The following is a 25102-nucleotide window of genomic DNA, read 5'->3' on the forward strand; positions in this document are numbered from 1 at the left end:
AGCCACTTCCTGGACCTGCGCGGTCCGAGCATGACGATCGACACCTTGTGCTCCTCCTCGCTGGTCGCCCTGCACACCGCCGTGCGCTCGCTGCGCGCGGGCGAGTGCGAGCAGGCCATCGTCGCCGGGGTGCACCTGGGCATGTCGCCGCAGTACTTCCAACTGGGCTCCCGGCTGCGGTCGTTCTCGCCCTCGGACGCGATCCGGCCGTTCGACGCGGCCGCCGACGGCTTCGTGCCGGGCGAGGGCGTGGTGTCGGTGGTGCTGAAACCGCTGGCGGCGGCGCTGCGCGACGGCGACCGGATCCGGGGCGTCATCCGCGGCAGCGCCGTCAACCACGGCGGCCGCACCAGCGGCCTGACGGTGCCGAGCAGCGGCGCCCAGGAGGACGTGGTGCTGGCGGCGCTGCGGGACGCCGGCGTGTCCCCGGACACGATCGACCTGATGGAGGCCCACGGCACCGGTACCGGCCTGGGCGACCCGATCGAGGTCGAGGGGCTGACCCGGGCCTGGCGGCGGTACACCGACCGCGCGCAGTTCTGCGCGCTCGGGTCGGTGAAGTCCAACATCGGGCACCTGGAGCCGGCCGCCGGACTGGCCGGCCTGGTCAAGGTCCTGCTCGCGATGGAACACGGCACGATCCCGCCCTCGCTGCACCTGCGCCGCCCCAACGACCACGTGAAGTTCGAGGGTTCGCCGTTCTACCTGGCCGACCGCGCCCTCGACTGGCCGCGCGGCGGCGGGCGGGTGCGCCGGGCGGCGGTCAGCGCCTTCGGCATGGGCGGCGTCAACGCCCACGTCATCGTGGAGGAACCGCCGGCCGTCCCGGCCCGCACCCCGGAGGCCCGGCAGAGCCACCTGATCCGGGTGACGGCCGCCGACCAGGACGCCGTCCGCACCCTGGCCGCCGCCTACGCCGACCGCCTGGGCTCCGCGACCGCCGACGAACTCGGCGACATCGCCTACACCGCCAACACCGGCCGGGCCGCCCACCGCTGGCGGGTCGCCGTGCACGGCGGCACCGCCCGCGAACTGGCCGAGCGCCTCACCGAGGTCGCCGACGGCCGCACCCCGGCGGTCCGGCCCACCGGCCGGCCCACCACGGCCTTCCTGTTCACCGGCCAGGGCTCGCAGTACCGGTCCATGGCGAGCGGCCTGCTCGCCACCGAACCGGCCTTCCGCGACGCACTGAACGAATGCGCCGACCTGCTGCGCCCGCACCTCGACGTCCCGCTGTCCGACCTGCTCCACGGCGACGCCCGGCACCTGCTGGACGAGACCCGCTACGCGCAGCCCGCCATCGTCAGCGTCCAGGTCGCCCTGGTCCGGCTGCTCGCCGGAACGGGCGTGCACCCCGACGCCGTCGCGGGCCACAGCCTCGGCGAACTCACCGCGGGCTGGGCCGCCGGCGTCCTCGACCTGCCCGACCTGCTGCGCCTGACCGCGCTGCGCGGGGCCCTGATGCAGGAGTGCCACGGCGCGGGCGGGGCGATGGCCGTCGTCCACACCGACGCGGACACCCTCGTCGAGGAGCTGCGAGCCCACCCCGGCGTCGAGATCGCGGCGTACAACGCGCCGCGGGTGCACACGGTCACCGGCCCGGCCGAGGCCGTCGCGCGGTACTGCGAGCGGACCCCGCACCGCACCCAGCGGCTCGCCGTCGGCCACGCCTTCCACTCCGCCGCGATGGAGCCGGCCGTCCGGCCGTTCGCGGAGGCCGTCGCGCGGACGCCGCTCAAGGCACCGGCCCTCCCGTTCGCCTCCACCCTCACCGGCCGCTGGCACACCGACACCACCGCCACCGACCCCGAGCACTGGGCGGCGGCGATCCGCGAGCCCGTGCGCTTCGCCCAGGCCCTCGCCGTGCTCGGCGAGGGCGCCCCGGACACCGTCTGGGAGGTCGGCCCGCACCCCCAGCTGCTGCCGCTGGCCCGGACCGTCCTCGCCGAACCGCACCCGGCCTGGATCCCCACCCTCCACCGCGACCGCGACGACCAGGCCCAGCTGCACGCGGCCCTGACCACCCACCACAACCGCACCGGTGCCGACCTGGACTGGAGCGCCCTGCACGCCGGCCGGGACCGGCGCACCACCACCATCCCCGGCTACCCCTTCCACCGGCAGGAGCTGACCGCGCCCCCCGCCCGCCGCCTCGCGGCGAGCGCCGTCGGCCACCCGCTGTTCGACCGCCGTTACGAGAACGGGAACGAGGGCCAGTGACGACGCATCGAGCCGACACCCACGCGACCCACGGGACGAACGACACCCGAGGGACGCACGGGACGAACGACGTCCACGCGACGCGCGAGACCTACGAGAAGACCTTCGCCGGGCGCGAGCCCCTCATCGCCCAGCACCGCGCCGACGGCCTCGGCCTGCTGCCGGCCGCCGTGCAGCTGGAGATGGCCCTCGCGGGCATCGCCGGGCTGCGCCCCTTCGCACCGTCGGAGCTCACCGACGTGGCCTTCCTGCGCCCGCTCACCCTCGCCGAGGACGCCTCGGCCGCCGTGCGCCTCGACGTGCGGCGCACCGGGACCGACCGGACCGGCTTCGAGCTGAGCACCGTCCTGGCGGGTGAGCGCAAGGCCCTGTCCACCGGCACGGGGCGCCTGCTCGGCGCCGGGAGCCCCGGCCCGACGGCCTGGCAGGTCACCGCGCCGCGCACGGTCGACCCGGCCGAGCTGTACCGGGGCTGGGCCCGCGAGGGCCTCGCCTACGGGCCCGACTTCCGCACCGTCCGCGAGCTGGCCGTCGGGGACGGCACGGCCCGCGCCGTACTGGCCACCGACGCCGAACCGCTGCCCTGGCACGCCCACCCGCTGCTGGTGGACGGCGTGTTCCAGGCCGCCGCCTGCGCGCTCCAGGACCTCGCCGACGGCCCGCGGCCCGTGCTGCCGATCGGCCTCGCCCGGATCGCCGTGCACGCCGAACTGTCCGGACGGACGGGCGGCGCGACCGTGCTGGTGCGCCGCACCGGCGACGAGGGCGCCTACGCGACGGCGGACGCCCTGCTGCTCGGCCCCTCCGGCGAGGTCCTCGTCGAGTTCACCGGCCTGCGGATGCGCCGCACCACCGGGCGGGCGGCGGGCCCCGCCCACCCGCTCTCCCGGATCCGCTGGCGCGAGACGCCCGGCCCGGTCCGCGAGCCGGCCGGGGGCACCTGGGTGCTGCTGCACCACGGCGCCGCCGACGGCGCCGCCGGGGACGACCCCGCCGAGCGCACCGCCCGCCGACTGCGGGCGGAGGGCGCCCGCGTGGTGGAGGCCGTCCTCGGCACGGACACCGCCACCGGCGGAGCCGACCGCGTCCTGCTGCCCGCCGCCGACGAGGAGTCCTTCCGCCGGCTGTGGGAGTCGCTGGGCGAGCCGGTGACCGGGGTCGTGCACCTGTGGAACACCGGGCCCGCGCGCGAGCGGCAGGCCGAACTCGACCAGGGCCTGCACGGCTGCCTGGCCGCGCTCAGGACCCTCGGCGAACGCCGGCGCAACGCCCGCTTCTTCGCGGTGACCGCGTCCGGCCAGCCGGTCGTGGACGGCGACGTCCCGGTGCCCGCCCGCGCCGCGCTGTGGGGCCTGGTGCGCACCGCCGCGATCGAGTACCCGGGGCTGCGCCCGCGCCTGATCGACCTGGACGGCGCCTCCGCCGACGCGTTGGCGGGCGAGCTCGGCGACGGCCCCACCGAGGTCGCCTACCGGCGGGGCGTGCGCCACGAACCGGTGCGGGTGCGCACCCGCCCGGCCCGTCCGGGCGGGCGGCCGGTCCGGCCCGGCGGCCGCTACCTGCTGCTGGGTGGGCACGGCGGGCTGGGCCGCGAGCTGGCCGCCCGCCTCGCCCGGGAGGGCGCCGGCCTGGTCGCGCTGGTCAGCCGCTCCGGCGGCGCCGGTGCCCCCGCCGCCGACCTCCCCGGCTGCACGGTCGTCTCGTACGCGGCCGACATCACCGCCCCGGGCGAACTCGGCGCCGTCGTCGACCGGATCCGTGCGGACTTCGGCGAACTGCACGGCGTCGTGCACGCCGCCGGCACCCTCAAGGACGGCCTGATCCGCTCCGCCGCGCCCGCCGACCTCGCCGCGGTGCTGCGGCCCAAGGTGGACGGCGTCCACGAACTCGCCGCCGCCCTCGCCGGAACGGACCTGGACTTCGCCGTGCTGTTCGCCTCGGTCTCCGGGACCTTCGGCAACCTCGGCCAGGCCGGGTACGCCGCCGCCAACGCCTACCTGGACGCCTTCGCCCATGCGCACGGCCGCCCCTGGCTGAGCGTCGACTGGGGCCTGTGGGGCGAGGTCGGCATGGGCACCGCCGTCGCCGACCAGCTGCGCCGGCGCGGCGTCCGGCCGCTGGGCACCGCCGAGGCCCTGGACGCCCTGCTGGCGGTGCTGGGCGAGGACACCCGGCAGGTCGTCATCGCCCACCCCGACGCCTCGGTGGTCCTCCCCGAGGACGAGCCCGCGGGCGCGCGGCTGCCGGGTGCCGAACCTGCCGACGAACTGCCCGCGCCCGCCGCGCTGCACGCCGGGGGCGCCGGCCCCGAGCGCGTCGAACAGGCCCTGGAGGGCTTCCTGACGGAGCGCCTCGGCCTGGCCCGCCTCGACCGCGACGCGCCGCTGTCGGACTACGGGATGAGCTCCATCACGAGCGTCGAGCTCTCGGAGGAGCTGTCCCGCCGGTGGGGGATCCACCTGCCCGCCACCCTGTTCCTGGAGTACGGCGGCTTCGCCGAGCTGGCGCAGGCGCTGACCGAGCGGTACGGGGCGGCCGAGGCGCTGCCCGCGCCGACCGCGCCGACCGCCGATCCTGACCCCGGGCCGGACCCGGCGCCGGACCCCGGACCGGCTCCCGCCGCCGCTCCCGTCCTGGAAACGGCCGAGGCGTCGCCCGCCGCCCGCCCCGTCGACCGCCCCGCCGTTCGCCCCGGGGACATCGCCGTGGTTGCCGCCTCCGGCGACCTGCCCGGCGCCGCCGACCAGGACGGCCTGTGGGCCCTGCTGCGCGCCGGCGGCCACGCCTTCACCGAGATCCCCGCCGACCGCTGGGACATCGACGCCCACTTCGGCCCGCGCGCCCCGCGCCAGACCGGCACCTACTGCCGCACCGGAGCCTTCCTCACCGGCATCGACCGCTTCGACCCGGCGTTCTTCGGCGTCTCCGTCCGCGAGGCCGAGGAACTGGACGTCCAGCAGAAGCTGCTGCTGGAGCACGCCTGGGCGGTGCGCGACGAGAGCGGCCTGGCCGACCGCCGCGACATCGGGGTGTTCGTCGGCGCCACCTACACCCACCACCGTGACGCCCAGGGCCTGGACAGCGTCGGCCCCTACAGCGCGCTCGGCTCCCTGAACGCCCTGCTGGCCAACCGGATCTCCTACGCCCTGGACCTGCGGGGCCCCTCGCAGACCGTCGACACGCTCTGCTCCTCCGCCCTCGTCGCCGTCCAGCAGGCGGTCGCCGCCCTGCGCGCCGGCCACTGCGGCGCCGCGATCGTCGCGGCCTGCCACGTCGGCCTGACCCCGTGGTACTACCGCAGCCTCAGCCAGCTGGGCGCCCTGTCCGAGGGCCTGCCCCGTCCGTTCGACGCCCGGGCCGACGGCTTCGTCCCGGGCGAGGGCGCGGTGGCCGTCATGCTCAAGCCGCTGGCCGACGCCGAGCGGGACGGCGACCGGGTCCTGGGCGTCATCCGCGGCGCGGCCGTCAACCACGGCGGCCGGGCCGGCGCCCTGCCGGTGCCGCGCAGCGAGGCCCAGACGGAGGTGATCCGGGCGGCCCTGGCGGACGCCGGGGTGGCCCCGGCGGAGATCACCCTGATCGAGGCGCACGGCACCGCCACCCAGCTGGGCGATCCGATCGAGACGGCCGCGCTGGCCGCCGTGTTCGGCGCCGACCCGGACCGCCGCGCCCCCTGCCACCTCGGCTCCGTCAAGGCCAACATCGGCCACCTGGAGCCGGCCGCCGGCCTGGCCGGCCTGCTCAAGGTGCTGCTCTGCCTGCGCCATCGGGAGATCCCGCCGCTGGCCGGCTTCGACACCCCGAGCGCCCAACTCGACCTGGCCGACGGGACGTTCGTCATCCCGACCGGGCCGGTGGAGTGGTCCGGGGAGGGGCCGCGCCGGGCCGGGATCAGCGCCTTCGGCATGGGCGGCACCAACGCGCACCTCGTGGTGGAGGAGTACCTGCCGCAGCCCGCCGACCGGACCGCCGCCCCGGGCGGGGCGCCCGAGGCGCTCGGCGAGCACCTGCTCGTGCTGTCCGGGCACACCCCCGAGGCCCTGGCCCACCGCGCCGCGGACGTGCTCCGCCTGCTGCGCGGCGACACCCCGACCGACCTCGCCGCGCTCTGCCGCTCGGCCGCCGTGGGACGCGACCACCGGCGCCACCGGCTGGCCGTCCTCGGCTCCACCGCCGGAGAGCTGGCCGCCGGGCTGGCCCGCCACCTGCGCGACGGGCAGGCGCAGGCCTTGCGCGGCGACGCGCCCCTGGACGGTGCCGCGACACCCGCCGACGAGGCCTTCCTCGACCTGGTCGCGCGGTTCACCGCCGTGAGCGCCGAGCGCCTGCGGGCCCGGCTGCCCCTGCCCGAGCAGCGGCTGAGCACCGCGCTGGCCCTGCACCACGTCGGCGGCGGAACCGTCGACTGGCGCGCCGTCCACCAGGGCGCGCCCGCCCGGCGCACCGACCTGCCGCCCTACCCCTTCCGGGCCCCCGCCGAGACCGCCCGCCGGCTGACCCGCGCCCACCGCGTCTTCGGCGAACCGACCGTGCCCGGCGCGCTGCCGCTGGCACTCGCCCTGCACCGGGCCCACCTCCTGCACCGGGCGGCCTTCCTCGGCCGGGGCACCGGCGAGGGCCCGCTCGGCAGCGACCTGGACGACCCGGCGCGCACCGGAGCGGCCACCTTCCGCCACGGCGGGCGGACCATCGCCCGCATCGAGCCGGCCGGCCCGGACACCGCACCCGCCCGCGCCCCCCGCGCGGCGGACCTCGACGCCCTGCGCGCCCGCCTCGGCCGCACCCTCGAACCGGACGGCCTGTACGCCTGGTTCGCGGCGAAGGGCATGGACCTCGACGCGCCGCTGCGCTCGCTCGCCGAGGTCCGCTACGGACCGGACCGCGTGCTCGCCCGCGTCGACCTGCCGGAGGCCGGGCCGCTGGAGCGGACGGTGGTCGCGCTGGACGCGGCCCTGCAGAGCATGGCCGTGCTCACCCTGGCGGACCCGTCCGCCGCCGCGGAGACGTACCTGCCGGAGTCCGTCCGGCGGGTCGAGCGGTGGGGCGACCCCGCCCGGACCGCCTACGTGCTGCTGGAGGCCGAGGACACCGGGACGGACCGGGTCCGCCGGGGCGACGCGACGCTGCTCGCCGCCGACGGCGCCGCGCTGGCCCGGCTCACCGGCGTCGAGTACCGGACGGCGCAGGGGCCGGGGGCGTCAGCCGAGACCGCTGCGGCTGAGACCGCTGCGGCCGGGACCGCCGCGGCCGGCTCCGAAGCGCCGGTGCCGGTCCGGACCGTGCCGGACGCGCACGGTGCGGCCGTCGAGGCCGCCGTCCTCGCCATCGTCCGGGACGCCTTCCGCGATCCGGCGATCACCGCGACCACCCCGCTCTCCACGGTCGGGCTCGACTCCCTGCTGGCGACGGCCGTCGCGGCGGACCTGGAGGCGGCCCACGGGTTGCGGCTGAGCCCCGGTGAGGTGCTGGAACACCCCGACTGCCGCTCCCTGGCGGCCTACCTGGCCGGGCAGTTCCCCGCCGTGCCGGTCGCCGGGCAGGGCGCTGACGGCACCGCTGAACCGGCGGAGGCGCCGGCCGTCACGGAGCCGGAGGCGGACTCGAAGGACATCGCCGTCATCGGCTTCGCCCTCGCGCTGCCCGGCGCCCGGGACGAGGACGCGCTCTGGTCGCTGCTCGCCGATGCGGGCAGCGCCCTCGGCCCGGCTCCCGCCCACCGCTGGAACGGCTCCGCGGCCGTGCGGACGGGCGACGTGGGCGGATTCCTCGACAACGTCGAGGAGTTCGACGCCCGGTTCTTCGACTTCTTCCCCAAGCAGGCCGAGGTCCTGGACCCCCAGGTCCGCTGGCTGCTGCGGACGACCTGGGAGGCGCTGGAGTCGGCCGGTCTGCCGCCGCGCGGCCTCGACCGCGACACCGGCGTGTTCGTGGGCGCCAGTTACCAGCACTACCGCGAGTACAACCTCGCGCCGGAGCTGGACGCCCACAGCGGCCTGGGCAACCACAACGCCTTCCTGGCCAACCGGCTGAGCCACTTCCTGGACCTGCGCGGTCCGAGCATGACGATCGACACCTTGTGCTCCTCCTCGCTGGTCGCCCTGCACACCGCCGTGCGCTCGCTGCGGGTGGGCGAGTGCGGGCAGGCGATCGTCGCCGGGGTGCGGGTCGGGCTGTCGCCGCTGCACTACACCGCGATGACCAGTCTGCGCGCACTCTCCCCGACCGGCCTGGTGCGGGCGTTCGACGCGACCGCCGACGGCTTCGTGCCGGGCGAGGGCGTGGTGTCGGTGGTGCTGAAACCGCTGGCGGCGGCGCTGCGCGACGGCGACCGGATCCGGGGCGTCATCCGCGGCAGCGCCGTCAACCACGGCGGCCGCACCAGCGGCCTGACGGTGCCGAGCAGTTCGGGACAGGAGGACGTGGTGGCCTCGGCGCTGCGCGAGGCGGGGGTGTCGCCCGAGTCGATCGGCCTGGTCGAGGCGCACGGCACCGGCACCAAGCTGGGTGACCCGATCGAGGTCGAGGGGCTGACCCGGGCCTGGCGCGAGCACACCGACCGCGCGCAGTTCTGCGCGCTCGGCTCGGTGAAGTCCAACATCGGGCACCTGGAGCCGGCCGCCGGACTGGCCGGCCTGGTCAAGGTCCTGCTCGCGATGGAACACGGCACGATCCCGCCCTCGTTGCACGTCCGGCGGCCCAACGACCATGTGACGTTCGAGAGTTCGCCGTTCTACCTGGCCGACCGCGCCCGCCCCTGGCCGCGCGGGGAGCAGGCCCGCCGGGCGGCCGTGAGCTCCTTCGGGATGGGAGGCGTCAACGCCCACGTCATCGTCGAGGAGCCGCCCGCCCTCCCCGTCCGCGCGCCGCTGCCGCCCGGCAGCCACCTGGTGCGGGTGACGGCCGCCGACGAGAACACCGTCCGCACCCTGGCCGCCGCCTACGCCCAGCGGTTCGAGGCGGTCCGCGACCCGTGGGAGACCGCCGACCTGTGTCGCACGGCCAACACCGGCCGCTCCCCGCAGGAATGGCGGACGGCCGTCCACGGCCGTGACGCCGCCGAACTCGCCACCGCCCTGCGCGCCGTCGCCGCCGGCCGGGTGCCCGTCACCCACGCCGACCAGGAACCGGCCGCCGCCGCCGAGCGGTCCGCGCTCGGTATCCCCGGGGCCCGCACCACTGACCTGCCGACCTACCCGTTCGCCCCGGACACCTACTGGCGGACCCGCACCGGCGAGCCCCGTACCGGTGAAGCCCCCCGGCTCACCGGCGCCCAGGCCCTGCGCACCGCGTGGCACTCCCAGGAGCCGGCCGCCGCGACGGCCGCCGCGACGGCCGCCCCGACGGTGGCCTCCGGGACCGTCCGGCTGGTCGGCGCCGACCGAGCCCTCGGGCAGCTGATCGAGGCCGAACTCCGTGCCCGCGGCGCGCGCCTGGCCGAGCCCGGCCGGGCCGCCGACACCGTCCTCATGATCGACGCCTCCGACGACGCCGACGGTGGCGACGGCGAGGAGCTGGGGCCCTTCTGGAAGGAACTCGGCGACCAGATCCGGGAGTTGCCGTCACACGGCCGCATCCTGTGGGCCGGCTGCCACAGCGCCGCCGTGCACCCCGGGGAGCGTGCCGCGCTGCGCCCGGTACGGGCCGCCGAGGCCGCGGCGGTGGCCGCCGCCTGCGCCGAGAGCCGGAGGTCCGGCGCGATCGTCCACCTGGACGCGGCCGATCCGGCCGAGGCGTGGGCCCGGCAACTCGCCGACGAGTACGCGGCCCTGGGCCACGGCCCGGACGCCCCGAACGGCGAGCACGGCGAGCACGGCGCTGCCACGGTCGTGGCGTACCGCGGCGGTGTCCGCTACGCCCCGCAGTCCGCCGACGCGGCGCCCGGGCCGAACTGCGGCCTGTCCGGGGACGGTTACCTGCTGGTCACCGGCGGGCTCGGTGCCGTCGGCCGACGCCTGGTCGCCCGGCTGATCGAGCGCGGCGCCCGCCGCATCGGCATCGTCGGCCGGTCCCCGCTCGACCCCGGGCGCTCCGCCGCGCTGCGCGAGCTGGCGGGCCCGGCGGAGGTGGCGTACCGGCCGTGCGACACGGCCGACGCCTCGGCGCTCGCGGCCGTCGCCGACGAACTGGGCGCCCGTTGGGGCCGGTTGCGCGGTGTGGTGCACGGAGCCGGCGGCGTCAACCCGTTCGGCGCGATGCACCGCCGCCCCTGGGGCGACGCCGCCCGGGTGCTGGCCCCGAAGGTCGCCGGTTCGCTGAACGCCGTCCGGCTCGCCCAGCAGCGCGGCGCGGACTTCGCCGTCCTGGTGTCCTCGATCGCCGGTGCCCAGGCCCGGGCCGGGCGCGGACTGGTCGACTACGCCCTCGCCAACGCCTACCAACTCGCCCTGGCCGAACGGGAGAACGGCACTGCCGGAACCACCGTCACGGCCCACGCCTGGCCGGACTGGACGGGGGTCGGCATGGCCGCGGACGCCTCCTTCGCCGCCGCCCACGCCATCGATGCCGGGGAGGCGGAGGCCGCCTTCCTCGACCACGCACTGACCGGCGGCGCCGTGCTCTTCCCCGGCCGCGCCACCGCCACCGCGCAGCCCGTACCGGCACCGACACTGGCACCGGAACCGGCCCCGATCCGCGTCGTCATCCCCGCCGCCGTCCCCGCGACGGTGCCCGCCGCCCCCGCGCCGGTCACCGGCCGGGACCGCACGGCAGCCCGCGAGGCCGTCCGCGCGGCGTTCGTCCAGGTCCTCGGCGAGGACCCCGGTGAGCGGGCCCTGCCCGGCCTCGGGCTCGACTCGCTGGCGATCGCCGAACTGGCCACCGCCCTGGAACGGCACACCGGACGCACCGTCGACCCGTCGCTGCTGATGCGCACCCGTACGGCCGACGACCTCGCCGCCGTGCTCGCCGCCGAGCTCGCGGTGACCGTCCCCGCCCAGCCTGGACCGGACCGCCCGGTCCCCGCCCCCGACGCCGACGGCCGCAGCACCGCGCTGCGGGCCCTGCTGCGGCCCCTGGTCGGCGCCGGACCGGGCCCGGTGACGCCGTGACCTCCACCGACCGCCCCACCGACCGCCCCTGCGACAGAACCACCGACAGACCCGCCGACGAAAGGACCAGCGTGGACCGCCCGGACCGCCGCATCGCCGTCATCGGCCTCGCGGTACGCCTCCCCGGCGCCGAGGACGCCGTCGACCTGGCGCACTTCCTGCACCAGGACGGCACCGAGGTCGGCGAGGTCCCGCCCGGCCGGTGGCGCCGCGAGCTCTACCTCGGCGACGGCCCCCACCAGGGCTCCCACCACCGCGGGGCGTTCCTGCTCGACCCCTACTCCTTCGACCACGCCGCCTTCGGCCTCAGCGCCGAGGACGCGCTCCACCTGGACCCGCAGCAGCGCACCATGCTGGAGGTCGGCGCCCGGGCCCTGGAGGACTCCGGCCAGCTCGGGGCCGGGCGGCGGAGGCTCAACGCGGGCGTCTTCATCGGCGCGCGGATGAACTCCTACGGCTTCGACCACGGCCGCGGCCTGGCCGCCCGGCTCCCCGAGGCCGCCCGCCCGGCGGCGCTGTGGGGGCGGTCGCAGAACTTCCTGGCGGCCTGGCTCTCCGACCGCCTCGACCTCTCGGGCCCGAGCCTGGTCGTCGACACGGCCTGCTCGTCCTCGCTGACGGCGCTCTGGCTCGCCTGCCAGAGCCTGACCGCCGACGCCTGCGACCTGGCCGTCGTCGGCGGCGTCGACCTGCTGATCGACCCGCTGACCTTCGTGCTGCTCTCCCGCACCGGAGCGCTGTCCCCGGACGGCCTCTGCCACACCTTCGACGGCCGGGCCAACGGCTACGTCCCGGGGGAGGGCGCCGTCGCGCTGGTCCTCAAGCCGATGGCGGCCGCGCTGGCCGACGGCGATCACGTCCTCGGCGCGATCAGCGCGAGCGCCGTCAACAACGACGGCGCCACCATGGGCGTCACCACGCCCAACCTGGACGCCCAGGTGGAGCTGCTGGACCGGGTCTACCGGAGCGTGGACCCGGCCACCGTCCAGTACGTCGAGGCGCACGGCACGGGCACCGCCATCGGGGACCCGATCGAGACCCGGGCGCTCACCGAGGTCTTCGGCCGGCACGGTGTGCCGCGCAACGCGGTGGCCCTGGGCTCGCTCAAGCGCCGCATCGGCCACCTCCACTCGGCCTCGGGCCTCGCCGCGCTCGCCAAGGTCCTCGTCCTGCTGCGCGAGGGCGTCATCCCGGCGGCGGGCGTGCCGGCGCCCAACCCGCGCCTGGGCCTGGACACCGGCCCCTTCCACCTGCCCATCGCCGCCGTCCCCTGGCCCGAGGCGCCGGTGCGCCGGGCCGCGGTGAGCGGCTTCGGCTTCGGCGGCACCAACGCCCACGTGGTCGCCGAGGCCGTCCCCGACTCCGTCCCGGAGCCTCACCCCCCGGCTCCGGGACGGGCCGTCCACGTCCTGCCGCTGTCCGCCGGCACCCCGTACGCGCTGCGCGAGCTCGCGGCGCAGTGGCTCGGCCTCCTGACGGTGGACCCGGCGGACCCGGCGGACGCCTGCGCCACGGCGCGACTGGCCCGGCCGCACCGCGCGGAGCGCACCGCCGTCACGGGCGCCGACGCCGCAGAACTGGCCGCCGCCCTGCGGACGTGGCTGCTGGGCGGCGCACCGGAGCCCCGGACGACCGTCCGGATCCGCCCGGTGGCGGCGCCGACCCCGCCCGCCTGGCTGGCCGCCCTGGACCGGACGCTGCCCGCCGTGCGGGAGGTGCTCGACCTCTTCGAGGCCGCGACCGGCACCGAACTGGCCTCGTTCTCGGGCGAGTTGCTCAGGATCAGCGAGGGCGTCGCGCTCGCGGTGGCGCTGCGCGGTCTCGGCCTGCCCGCCGAGGCGGTGGACCTGCCGGCGGGCTGGGAGGCCGTCCGGGAGTTCGCCTGGGGGAGCACGCCGCTGGAACAGGCGCTGGCCGACGTCCTGCGGCAGGAGGCCGACGCCGAGGCGGTGGCCGACCAAGGCGCGGACACGGCGGAGCTCTGCGCCCGGCTCGACCGGGCCCAGGGCGAGCAGGAGGTGGCCGGGACGCTCGCCGCGACCGTGGCCGAACTCTTCGCGGCGGGCCGGGAGATCGACTGGGCGGCCTTCCAGGGCGGGCGCGCCTGGCGCAAGCGCCCGCTGCCTGCGGCCCAGTCCACCGGCCCGGCCCTGGACCTGCGCGAACCGCTGCGCTCGGCCGAGCCGGGCACGCCCACCGTGCTGGACTCCGACGAGGGCGCCGCCGGCTACACCTTCTCCCGGGTCTTCGGCCCCGGCGAGGCCCCGATCGCCCAGCACGCGGTCTACCGGCGCACGATGCTGCCGGGCGTGGCCTGGTTCGACTTCCTGCGCGAGGGCGCGACCGTGCGCGGCGAGGCCTTCCACGGGCTCGGCGACGTCCTCTTCCACCGCCCGCTGATCCCCACGGCCGCCCGCCGGGTGGTGTGCCGGGTGGACGGCGAGGGCCGTTTCACCGTCCAGGACGGCGAGAGCGGCGAGCCGTTCGTCACCGGCCGCTACCTCGCGCGCCGGGCGCCGCAGCCCGCCGCCGTCCCGCTCGCCGCGCTCCTGGACACCTGCTCGGCCGAACTGCACGCCGGCTCGCGGCTGTACCGCTGGCTGCGCCGGATCGGCTACCACCACGGCCGCTACTACCGGAACATCTCCTGGGTGGCCGGCCTGCCCGACGGCGGCACGCTGGCCCGCATCGAGGGCGAGCGTCAGCGGGAGCTGAACCCCGGCGGGGTCGAGCTGTACCCCGGGCTGCTGGACAGCGTGACGATCGCCGCGATCGCGCCCGACAACCCGGTGTTCGGCGCCGCCGAGGCCTCGGCCTTCATCCCGCTCTCGGTCGGCCGACTGGAGGTCCACGGCCCGCTGGCGGAGGCGGCGTACGTCCGTACCGAGACCGCGTTCTGGAACGACGAGGCCTGCCGGGTCACCCAGACAGTCACCGACGCGGCGGGCCGGCCGCTGCTGGTGCTGGCGGACATCTCCTCCAAGCGGGTTCCCACGGCGGCCTTCGAGGAGCACCCGGAGCCGGCCGGGCGTCATTCGGACGACGCGGCACCCGAGGCCCGTCCGACGCCTGACGCCGCGTCGGCGCCCGCACTTGAGCCCGAGCCCGCGCCGGTGGCCGTACCGCAGTCGACCGCCCCGGCCCCCGCCCGTCCGGTGGACCCGGCCGTGCGGATCCTCGCCTGGTTCCTGGAGCTGACCGGGACCGCGGAGGCCGACGCCGACACCGAGTTCCTGTCCGCCGGATCCGACTCCGTCGGCCTGGTGTCGCTGAGCGAGCGGATCTCCCGGGAGCAGGGCCTCTCGCTCTACCCGACGGTGTTCTTCGAGTACCCCACCCCGCGCCGCTTCGCCGCCTTCCTGGCCGAGGAGGCCCCGGAGCTGGCCGCGACGCTGCCCGCCCCGACCGGCCCCGCCCCGACCGGCCCGGCCCCGGCCACCGACACGCCCGCCGCCGAACAGCACCGCCCCCGCCCCGCACCCGCTCGCCCCGCACCCGCTCGCCCCGCGCCCGCCGCCCCCGCCCGCGCCGCCACGGCGAACACCCCCCGCCCGCGCGACATCGCCGTCGTCGGCGCGGCCGTCCGGCTGCCCACCGCCGCCGGTCTGGCCGAGTTCGCCGAGCTGCTGCGCGAGGGCCGCGACACCGTCCGCCCGCTGCCCGCGGACCGCCGCCACCCGGGCGCCCCGGTCCCCGAGGCCTCGTTCCTCGACCGGGTGGACGGCTTCGACCCCGCGCCGTTCCGGATCTCGCCCCGGGAGGCGCCGCTGATCGACCCCCAGGCCCGGATCGTCTACGAGACGATCTGGGAGGCCCTGGAGGACGGCGGCCGCTCCGGCGCCCGGGCCGAGGGCGCCACCACCGGGCTGTGGATCGCCTACAGCCACGACCACTACCACGAGGAGCGGGTGCGCCACGGGGTCGCCGACGGGCGCGGGCTCGGCCTGGAGGCGATGATCGCCAACCGCCTCTCCTACCTGATGGACTGGCACGGCCCCAGCACCCTCGTCAACACCCTCTGCTCCTCCTCCCTGGTGGCCCTGCACACCGCCGTGCAGCACCTGCGCTCCGGGGACGTCGACACGGCGGTGATCGGCGCCGTGCACGCCGGGATCAGCCCCGAGTACTTCCGTTCCATGGGCGACCTGATGGCCCTGTCACCCCGGCACCGCTGCCGCTCCTTCGACGACGGCGCCGACGGCTTCGTGCCCGGCGAGGGCGCCGTCGCCGTGGTGCTGCGCCGGCACGCCGACGCCGAGCGGGACGGCGACCGGGTGCGCGGCCTGGTCCGGGGCACGGCGGTCAACCACGGCGGCCGCACCACCCGCTACTCCGCGCCCAGCCCGGCCGCCCAGCGCGACGTCGTCTCCGCGGCCCTGCGGGACGCCGAGGTCTCCCCGGAGACCATCGACCTGGTCGAGGCGCACGGCACCGGCACCCGGCTGGGCGACCCGATCGAGGTGGACGGGCTGACCCGGGCCTGGCGCGAGCACACCGACCGCGCGCAGTTCTGCGCGCTCGGCTCGGTGAAGTCCAACGTCGGCCACCTGGAGCCGGCCGCCGGGCTGACCGGCCTGGTCAAGGTCCTGCTGGGCCTGGAGCACGAGCAGCTGTGGCCGACCCTGCACGTCACCCGGCCCAACGACCACATCCGCTTCGAGTCCACCCCGTTCCACCTGGTCGACCGCGCCCGCCCCTGGCCGCGCGGCGAGCGCCCGCGCCGGGCCGCCGTCAGCGCCTTCGGCATGGGCGGGGTGAACGCCCATGTGATCGTCGAGGAGGCGCCGGCCGCCGCCGCCCCCGCTCCGCTCGCCCAGGACAGCCACCTGGTGCGCCTCGGCGCGGCGAGCGAACCGGCGCTGCGCGCCCTGGCCGCCGCCTACGCCGGGCAGGTGGCCGCCCTCCCGGCCACCGGCCTGGGCGACTTCGCCCGCACCGCGAACACCGCGCGGGCCGCGCACCGCCACCGCGCCCTCGTGCACGGCGGCACCCCCGCGGAGCTGGCCGCCCGGCTCGCCGCCGTCGCCGAGGGCGGCGCCCCGGCGGCCCGGCACAGCGGCGGCCCGGCCCGCACCGCGTTCCTGTTCACCGGTCAGGGCTCGCAGTACCCCGGCATGGGCGAGGGCCTGTACGCCACCGAGCCGGGCTTCCGCGCGGCGCTGGACGAGTGCGCCGCACTCCTCGCCCCGCACACCGACGTCCCGCTGCTCGACCTGCTCCACGGCGACGCCCGGCACCTGCTGGACGAGACCCGCTACGCCCAGATCGGCATCGTGAGCGTGCAGGTCGCCCTGGTGCGCTGGCTGGCGGCGGCGGGCGTACGGCCCGACGCGGTCGCCGGGCACAGCCTGGGCGAGCTGACCGCGGCGTGGGCGGCGGGCGTGCTCACCCTGCCCGACCTGCTGCGGCTGACCGCGCTGCGCGGCCGGCTGATGCAGGACCAGCCCCGGGGCGGGGCGATGGCGGTCGTGCACACCGACGCGGACACCCTCAGCGGCCTGCTCGCCCGCTACCCGGGCCTGGAACTCGCCGCCCACAACGCCCCGCGCCAGCACACCGTCAGCGGCCCGGCCGGGGCCGTCGAGCGGCTCCGGGCCGAGAGCACCGAGCGCGTGCAGCCGCTGACGGTCAGCCACGCCTTCCACAGCGCGCTGATGGACGGCGCGGTGGCCCCGTTCGCCGAGGCGGTGGCCGGCGTCCAACTCGCGCCGCCGGTCCTGCCGTTCGTCTCGACCCTCACCGGCACCTGGCACACCGCCGGGACGGCGACCGACCCGCAGTACTGGGCCCGGGCCATCCGCCGCCCGGTCCGCTTCGCCGAGGCGGCGGCCACCCTGGGCCAGGAGTCCCCGGACACGGTGTGGGAGATCGGCCCCCAGCCGCACCTGCTCCCGCTGGCCAGGGCCGCGCACACCGGCGACCACCCCGAGTGGATCGCCACCCTCCGGCGCGGCCGCGGCGACCAGGCCCAGCTGCACGCCGCCCTGGCGGCCCAGCACGACCGCACCGGCGCCGAACCGCGCTGGAGCGCCCTGCACGAGGGCAAGGGCCAGCGGATCACCACCCTCCCGACCTACCCCTTCCACCGGCAGCGGTACTGGATCACCGCGGCCGCACCGAACCCCGACGAGCACACCGAGCACACGAAGAGGGCCGAGCACCATGGCTAGCGAGTACGGACTCAAGCGACACTTCAACGGCGAGGCGGCCCGCCTGATCGGAGGCAGGATCCGCGCCGCCCACCCCGGCTTCGACGTCGAGGGCTACGCCGCCGAGGTCGAACGGCGCGTGCCGGGCAAGGAGTTGAAGGACCGCGTGCTGGTGCTGGCCGAGGGCCTGCGCACCCGGCTGCCCGACGGCTACCCCGCCGCCCTGCCCCTGCTGCTGACCACCCTCGGCGACGAACTCGCCGAGGGGGAGGGGATGTTCAACGCCAGCTGGTACCTGATGCCGGTGGCCAGGTTCGTCGAGGAGTACGGGCTCGACCACCCCGAGGCCTCCCTCGACGCCATCGAGGAGATCACCCGGCGGCACACCGGCGAGTACGCGATCCGGCCCTACCTGGAACAGCACCACGCACTGACGATGGAACGGGTCGCCGAGTGGGCGGCCAGCCCCAGCCACAACGTGCGGCGGCTGGCCAGCGAGGGCGTGCGCCCGCGGCTGCCCTGGGCCCGCACCCTGGGCGTCTTCGTCAAGGACCCGCGACCCGTCCTGGAGATCCTCGAACCGCTGCGCAGCGACCCCTCCGAGTACGTCCGCAAGTCCGTCGCGAACAACCTCAACGACATCTCCAAGGACAACCCGCAGCAGGCCCTCGACACCGCCCTGCGCTGGCTGGAGCAGAGCCGCACCCCCGAGACCGCCTGGATCGTCAAGCACGGCCTGCGGACCCTGGTGAAGAACGGCGACCAGCAGGCCCTGGCGGTGCTCGGCGCCACCGGCGGCGAACACGTCGAGGTGCCCCGGCTGAGCGTCACCCCGCACGAGGTGACCGTCGGGGACACCGTCGTGATCGAGCTGGACGTCGAGAACACCGACACCCGCGCCCACAGCGTGACCGTCGACTACGTCGTCCACCACGTCCGCAGGAACGGGCGCAGCATCCCCAAGGTCTTCAAGCTGACCACCCTGGAACTCGCCGCCGGCGAACGGCGCCGCCTGCGCAAGACCCACCCGGTCAAGGAGGTGCAGACCCGCAGCTACTACCCGGGCGAGCACCGGGTCGACATCCAGGTCAACGGCCTGGTGAAGGCCACCGAGCACTTCGGGCTGCGCACATGAGCGCGCCGGCGCTCGTCCTCGACGCGGCCAGTCCGGTGGTCGCCGACCACCGGATCGGCGAGCACCCCGTCCTCGCCGCCGCCGTCCAGGCGGACGCGCTGCTCCGCGCCCTGGACACCCGGAGCCCGGGCCGGTCCTGGACGCTGGAGCAGGTCGCCTTCCGCGCGCCGCTGCGGGTGGACGGCCCGCGCGTCGAACTGGCGGTGGTGACCGGCGAGGACGGGCAGTGCGCCGTACGCACCGACGGGCCCGACGGGCCGGTCGCGTACAGCACCGCCCGCGCCCACGGCGTCCCGCTGCCCCCGCCGCGCCACCTCGACACCGCCGCCCTGCGGGCCGGCTGCCCGGACGCCGTCCCGCTCGCCGAGCTGGACGCCTGGCGGCGCGCCAGCGGCATCGCCTACGGGCCCGCCTACCGGGTGGTCCGCTCCGCGCAGCGGGGGCCCGGCCGGATCGCGGCGGTGCTGCGCACGGCCGAGGACGACCCGCGCGCGGCGGCCTTCGTGCCGCCGCCGCTGCTCGACGGCGTGTTCCAGCTGCTCGGGCTGCTCGACGGGGGAGCGGCCGGGGCGTGCCTGCCCTGGTACGTCGGCCGGATCGCCGCCCGCCGCCGGATCACCGGGACGGTGCTGGCCCTGGTCGAGCTCGACCCGCCCGCACCGGGCGGCCCGGGCGGCGCGGTGCGCGGGCGGGCCACCGTCTGCAACCAGCAGGGCGAGGTGCTGCTGGAGCTGGACCGGATCACCCTCAAGGCCGCCACCGCCGGGCGCCCCGCGCCTGCGGGGCCGGCCGGGGCCGTCGAGCCCGTGGAGCCTGCCGGGCCCGCCGTCGGACTGATCGAGGCCCCCGGGTGGCGGCGGACCGACCCGGCCCCCGCGCCCCGGGCCGCCGACCGGGCCGTGCTGCTGATCGCCCCGCCGGACACCCCGCCGCCGCCCGGCCTCCCACCCGTCGCCCGCCTGACGCCCGGGGAACTGACACAGGAACGGATCGACGCCGTCCTCGCCGAGCACCCCGTGCACGAGGTGGTCTACGTGGCACCCCGGGGGACGGCGGGCGCGGACGGCGCGGCCCAGGCCCTCCAGGGCGTCTTCACCCTGGTGCGCCGCCTCGCCGCCCGGCCCCCGATGCCCGACCTGCTGATCGTCACCACGGCGGCCCACGACCTCACCGGGGCCCACGACCTCACCGGGGGCGAGCCCGTCGACCCCTTCGCGACCGCGCTGTGGGCGCTGGCCCGCACCCTGCGCGCGGAGCACCCGCGCACCACCGTGCGGCTGGTCGACCTGGCACCGGGCGAGGCCGCGCCGCCGCCCCGGTACACCGAGCCGGACCTGGCCCGGCGCTCCGGCACCTGGTACGCCCCGGTGATCGAACCCGACCGGTCCGCCGCGGCCCGGCCCCCGCGCCTGCGCGGCGGACGCTTCCTGGTCACCGGCGGCCTGGGCGGCATCGGCCTGCGGGTCGCCGAGTTCCTGGCCGAGGAGGGCTGCGCCCACCTCACCCTGGTCGGCCGCACCGCCCCGGCGGCCGGGGAGGTCCGGCAGCGCCTCGACCGGCTGGCCGCCCGGTGCGACCTGGAGACGGTGGCCGCCGACGTCCGCGACCTGCCCGAACGGCTGGCCGGCGCCGCGCGCTACGACGGCATCCTGCACGCCGCCGGAGTGCTGCGCGACGGCCTGGCCCGCGGTCTGACCCCGGTGCAGATCGGGGAGGTGTTCGACCCCAAGCTCGGCGGGGTGCACGCCCTCGCCGAGCTGGCGGCCCGGCACGACCCGCCCGGGTTCGTCGCGCTGTTCTCCTCCGTCGCCGCCGTGCGCGCCAACCTCGGCCAGAGCGCCTACGCCGCCGCCAACGGCTACCTGGACGGCTACGCGGCCCGCCGACGCGCCGCGGGCGAGCCCTGGTACAGCCTCGGCTGGGGCCTGTGGAACGTCGGCATGGGCGAGCACATCGCCGCCAGGGCCGCCGCCCACGGCGTCCCCGCCCTCACCCCGGACGACGGCGTCGCGCTGCTGCGCGCGGCCCTCCGCCGTCCACCCGCGCACTACGTCCTGACCGCCACCGCCCGAGCGAAGGGGGCACCCATGACCACCACCCTGACACCCACGAGCGAGCTGTGGCCGCCGCTCACCGCCGCCGTCCGGAAGATCCTGCTCGTCGACGACGTCGCCCGTGAGGACGACCTGCTGGAGCTGGGACTCGACTCGATGATGGCGGTCGAGCTGGCCGCGGCGCTGGCCGGCACCGGGCTCGACGTCGACCCGATGGTCTTCTTCGAGCACAGCGGTGTCGGCGCCCTGCTGGGCCACCTGGAGTCGCTGCCGCGCACGGCGGCGGCCGCCGACCGGCCGGCGCCCTCGCCCGCTCCCGCGCCTGCCCCCGCGCCCGTGCCCGAACCGGCAGTCGTCGCGGCTCCCGTCCCCGCGCCCGCTCCCGTCCGGGCGGGCGCCGACGTCTTCGTCCCCGAGTGGGACCGCTACCGGGACCCGGCACCGCACGCCGGGCCCGCACCCGTACGGAAGCCCGAGCCGCGCCCCGCGCCCGCCGCCCCCGCCGTCCGTGCGGAACCCGCCGTCCGTGCGGAACCCGCCGCCCGTACCGAACCCGTCCCGGCGCCGCGCACCCGGACGCCCCGGCGGACCCTGCCCGGCCGGCTGTCCGGCGCACCCGGCGGCAGCTTCCTGGAGCGCCGGATCGACGCGCTCTCCACCGAGGACCGTCAGATCGTCGCCAGGGACGAGTACTTCTACGAGCCGGTGATCGAACGCGCCGAGGGCGCCCGGATCAGGTTCGACGGCCGCTGGTTCCTCAACTTCGCCTCCTACAGCTACCTCGGGCTGATCGGCCACGACTACATCGACCAGCAGGTCCTGGACGCGGTGGAGCGCCACGGTACCGGCGCCCACGGTGTGCGGCTGCTGGCCGGCACCCTCCACCTGCACCGTGAACTGGAGCTGGCGATCGCCGACTTCCTCGGCGCCGAGGACGCCGTGGTGTTCTCCAGCGGGTACATGGCCAACGTCGCCACCGTGGGCGCCCTGGTCGGCGCGGGCGACGTGGTCATCGGCGACGTCTACAACCACGCCAGCATCCTCGACGGCTACCGGCTCTCCGGCGCCGAGGTGATCACCTACGCCCACAACGACCTGGCCGACCTGGAACGCGCCCTGCGGAAGGCGGGCGACCGGGGCCGCCTGGTGGTCACCGACGCCGTGTTCAGCATGGACGGCGACATCGCCGACCTGCCCGGCATCGTCGAGCTGTGCGAGCGCTACGACGCCCCGCTGATGGTCGACGAGGCGCACAGCCTCGGCGTCCTCGGCGACACCGGACGCGGCATCACCGAGCACTTCGGCCTCGACCCGGCCCGGATCGACGTCAAGATGGGCACCCTGTCCAAGACCGTGCCCAGTGCGGGCGGTTACGTCGCCGGTTCGCGCGACCTGGTCTTCGCGCTCAAGAACAACGCCCGCGGCTGGATGTTCTCCGCCGCCGCGACCCCGGCCCAGGTCGCCGCCGCCAAGGCCGCGATCGAGGTGATGGCCGCGGCCCCCGAACTCACCCGCGACCTGCGCGCCCGCACCACCCGCTACCGCGAGCAGCTGCGCGCCCTCGGCTTCGACACCCTGCACAGCGAGACCCCGGTGGTGCCGGTGATCTGCCGCAGCGCCGAACAGGCGGGCGCGATGGCCCGGTTGTGCCAGCGCGACGGGCTGTTCGTGCAGCCGATCGTCTACCCGGCGGTGCCGCGGACGCTGCCCCGGCTGCGCACGATCGTCAACCTCGCCCACTCCGAGGCCGACCTGGACGAGGCGCTCGCCGTGCTGGCGCGCGCCGGCCGGGCCTGCGGCCTCATCCCCTGACCGACCCGGACCCGGAGACTCCCTGGCCGACCCGGATCCCCTGACCCACCCGTCCGCACATCCGCGCACCGCATCCCGGAGGGGAGCACCGCATGACCGCCGCACCCGACACCGAGGCGTTCTTCTCGGCCGTCCTGAAGGCCATCGCCGTCACCCGCAACCACGCCACCGACCCGCAGGAGCACACCCGGGGCGTGGTCGAGCCGGCCGCTCGCATCCGTGCCGCCGAGGAGCGGATCGGCGCCGGCCCGATCAGCCCCGCCGAGGCCGGCGAGGTGCTGGACCTGCTGGAGACCACCTTCCGCACCAAGCGCACCCCCGACGAGGAGCGCGAGCACTACCTGGCGTACATCGAGAGGGTCTCCGGCGTGCGCCGGGCCCCGCTGGGTGCGTCCGCCGCGTGAGCCTTCCCGAACTCGCCTGGTACAGCCACGAGCTGTGCTTCTGGCACGACCCCGGGCCCGGTGCCGGCTACCTGCCGGTGGGGCCCGGGATCGAGCCGCTGCGACAGTTCGCCGTCGACCCGGACCTGCGCCGGGCGGAGGGCCTGGTGCGGGCGGCCGGCGTCCTGGAGCGGTTCACCGCCGTGACCCCGACGCCCGCCACCGACGAGGACCTGCTGCTGGTGCACACCCCGGAGCACCTCGAACGCGTCGAGGCCGCCTCGGCGGCCGGCGCGGGCGACGCCGGGGTGTACGCACCCGTCAACTACCACAGCGCGCGGGCCGCCCGGCTCGCCGCCGGGGCCTGCGCCCAGGCCGTCACGGCCGTCCTGGACGGCCGGTTCCGCCGGGCCTACTGCCTGGTGCGCCCGCCCGGCCACCACGCGGAACCGGACCGGGCTATGGCGCTGTGCCTCTACAACAACCTGGCGGTCGCGGCCCGCACCGCGCGGCGGCACGGCGCGCGCCGGGTGCTGGTCCTGGACTGGGACGTCCACCACGGCAACGGCCTGCAACGGGTCTTCTACGAGGACCCGGACGTGCTGTACGTCTCGGTCCACCAGGACGGGCTGTTCCCGGCGGCGTCCGGCCTGGTCCTGGAGACCGGCGCGGGCGCGGGCGCCGGCACCACGCTCAACGTGCCGCTGCCCGCGGGCTCCGGGCACGAGGCCTACCTCGCCGTGGTGGAGCAGCTGGTGGCGCCCGCCGCCCGGTCCTTCCGCCCCGACCTGATCCTGGTCGCGGCCGGGGTCGACGCGGGCGGGCACGACCCGATGGGCCGGATGCTGTGCACCAGCCGCACCTTCCACGCCATGACCGCGGCCCTGTGCGGACTGGCCGACGAACTGGCGGACGGGCGGATCGTCCTGGCCCACGAGGGCGGCTACTCGGCGTGGTACCAGCCGACGCTGGTGCTGGCGACGGCCTGCGCGGTCGCCGGGCTGCCGGCCCCCGACGACCCGTTCCTGCACTCCCTGGAACACCTGCCCGGCCAGCGCCTGCAACCCCACCAGCGGCGGGTGGTCGACCACCTGCGCGCCCACCACCCGCTGTTCGCGGGCCGCTCGGGCCCGGCCGGCCCGCGGGCGCGGGGGGCCGGCGATGGGTGACTGGTGGACGCGCCTGGGAGCGCCGGCCAAGGGCGCCGGGCCGCGCCCGCGCCGACGGGTGGTGGCGCTGCCGCACGCCGGCGGCTGGCCGTCCGCCTTCCGCGGCTGGCGGGAGGTGCTGCCCGCGGACGTCGAACTCCTGGTGGCCCAGCTGCCGGGCCGCGGCGTGCGGCTCGGCGAGGCACCACCGACCAGGGTCGAGCCGCTGGTCGAGCCGCTGGTCCGGGAGCTGGCCGACCTCACCGGGGCGGATCCGCTGCCGTACACGGTGGTCGGGCACAGCTTCGGCAGCATCCTCGGGTACGAGCTCACCCGGGCGATGGAGCACAAGGGCCTGCCGCCCGAACTGCTCGCCGTCTCGGCCCGCCAGCCGCCGTGCTTCGGCGGCGGGCCGCCGTCCGCCCGCGACCGCACCGACGCCCAACTCCTCGCCCACCTCCAGGAGATCGGCGGCATCGCGCCGGGGCTGCTGGCCCGCGCCGACCTCCTCGGGCCGGCGCTGCGCGCCATCCGGGCCGACCTGGAGGCGATGGAGGCCCATGAGCGGCCGCTGACCGGCACGGCCGTGCCGATCCTCGCCCTCGGCGCGACGGACGACCCGGTCGTCCTCGCGGAGCGCCTGCACCTGTGGTCGCTGGAGACCACCGCGGGCTTCCGCCGACTGATGTTCACCGGCGGCCACTTCTACCTGTACGACCACGCCAACGCGCTGGCCGTCGCCCGGCACCTGGTCGCTCCGACCCCGCCGGGCCCCTCACGACCGCTCCACCGACCGCCCCACGGGGCGGAACCCCCGTACACCCCCGGACTTCCGGAAAGGAACCCCGTTGAGCACCACCGCCGACTCCCCCCAGCAGGCCGGTCCACGCCAGTGGCTGGGGCTGGCCGTACTGGCGCTGCCCACCCTCCTGCTCTCCATCGACGTGAGCGTGCTGCACCTGGCCGTACCGCACATCAGTGAGGCCCTGGCCCCCTCGGCCTCCCAGATGCTGTGGATCATCGACATCTACGGCTTCCTGATCGCCGGCTTCCTGGTCACCATGGGCACCCTCGGCGACCGCATCGGCCGGCGCCGACTGCTGCTGATCGGCGCGGCCGCCTTCGGGGTGGCCTCGGTGGTCGCCGCCTGGACC

General features: G+C 76.9%; 9 protein-coding genes. All 9 read left to right on the forward strand.

Features of this window, described 5'->3' with window-relative positions:
* Window positions 1-2220, forward strand: a 2220-nt coding sequence (locus ACFXPX_RS36845; RefSeq protein WP_380644599.1) for a type I polyketide synthase, incomplete at its 5' end; no start/stop codon positions are given.
* Entirely contained in the window at window positions 2217-11267 is a 9051-nt protein-coding gene (locus ACFXPX_RS36850; RefSeq protein ID WP_380644600.1) for an SDR family NAD(P)-dependent oxidoreductase, read from the forward strand. The genes ACFXPX_RS36845 and ACFXPX_RS36850, both read left to right, overlap by 4 nt.
* On the forward strand, window positions 11264-17437 hold the full coding sequence (locus ACFXPX_RS36855; RefSeq protein ID WP_380644601.1) for a beta-ketoacyl synthase N-terminal-like domain-containing protein: 6174 nt from the start codon (window positions 11264-11266) through the stop codon (window positions 17435-17437). The genes ACFXPX_RS36850 and ACFXPX_RS36855 overlap by 4 nt, the downstream gene beginning before the upstream one ends.
* Window positions 17430-18551: a DNA alkylation repair protein gene (locus ACFXPX_RS36860; RefSeq protein WP_380531438.1), complete on the forward strand. Its 1122-nt coding sequence runs from the start codon at window positions 17430-17432 to the stop codon at window positions 18549-18551. The genes ACFXPX_RS36855 and ACFXPX_RS36860 overlap by 8 nt, the downstream gene beginning before the upstream one ends.
* A complete protein-coding gene (locus ACFXPX_RS36865; RefSeq protein WP_380644602.1) occupies window positions 18548-22417 on the forward strand; it encodes a bifunctional SDR family oxidoreductase/pyridoxal phosphate-dependent aminotransferase family protein in 3870 nt (1289 codons plus the stop codon). The genes ACFXPX_RS36860 and ACFXPX_RS36865 overlap by 4 nt, the downstream gene beginning before the upstream one ends.
* 92 nt (window positions 22418-22509) lie before the next feature.
* A complete protein-coding gene (locus ACFXPX_RS36870) occupies window positions 22510-22821 on the forward strand; it encodes a hypothetical protein (RefSeq protein ID WP_380405595.1) in 312 nt (103 codons plus the stop codon).
* The gene (locus tag ACFXPX_RS36875; protein ID WP_380593542.1) at window positions 22818-23969 is read left to right on the forward strand and encodes a class II histone deacetylase; all 1152 of its coding nucleotides are present in this window, start codon (window positions 22818-22820) and stop codon (window positions 23967-23969) included. Before ACFXPX_RS36870 ends, ACFXPX_RS36875 begins: the two co-directional genes overlap by 4 nt.
* Window positions 23962-24930, forward strand: coding sequence for a thioesterase II family protein (locus tag ACFXPX_RS36880; RefSeq protein ID WP_380644603.1), 969 nt, complete (start codon window positions 23962-23964; stop codon window positions 24928-24930). The genes ACFXPX_RS36875 and ACFXPX_RS36880 overlap by 8 nt, the downstream gene beginning before the upstream one ends.
* The coding region (locus tag ACFXPX_RS36885; RefSeq protein ID WP_380644604.1) for an MFS transporter at window positions 24845-25102 on the forward strand (258 nt) is incomplete at its 3' end. The genes ACFXPX_RS36880 and ACFXPX_RS36885, both read left to right, overlap by 86 nt.

Origin of the sequence: Kitasatospora sp. NPDC059146, assembly GCF_042786665.1 — a bacterium.
Lineage (GTDB): Bacteria > Actinomycetota > Actinomycetes > Streptomycetales > Streptomycetaceae > Kitasatospora.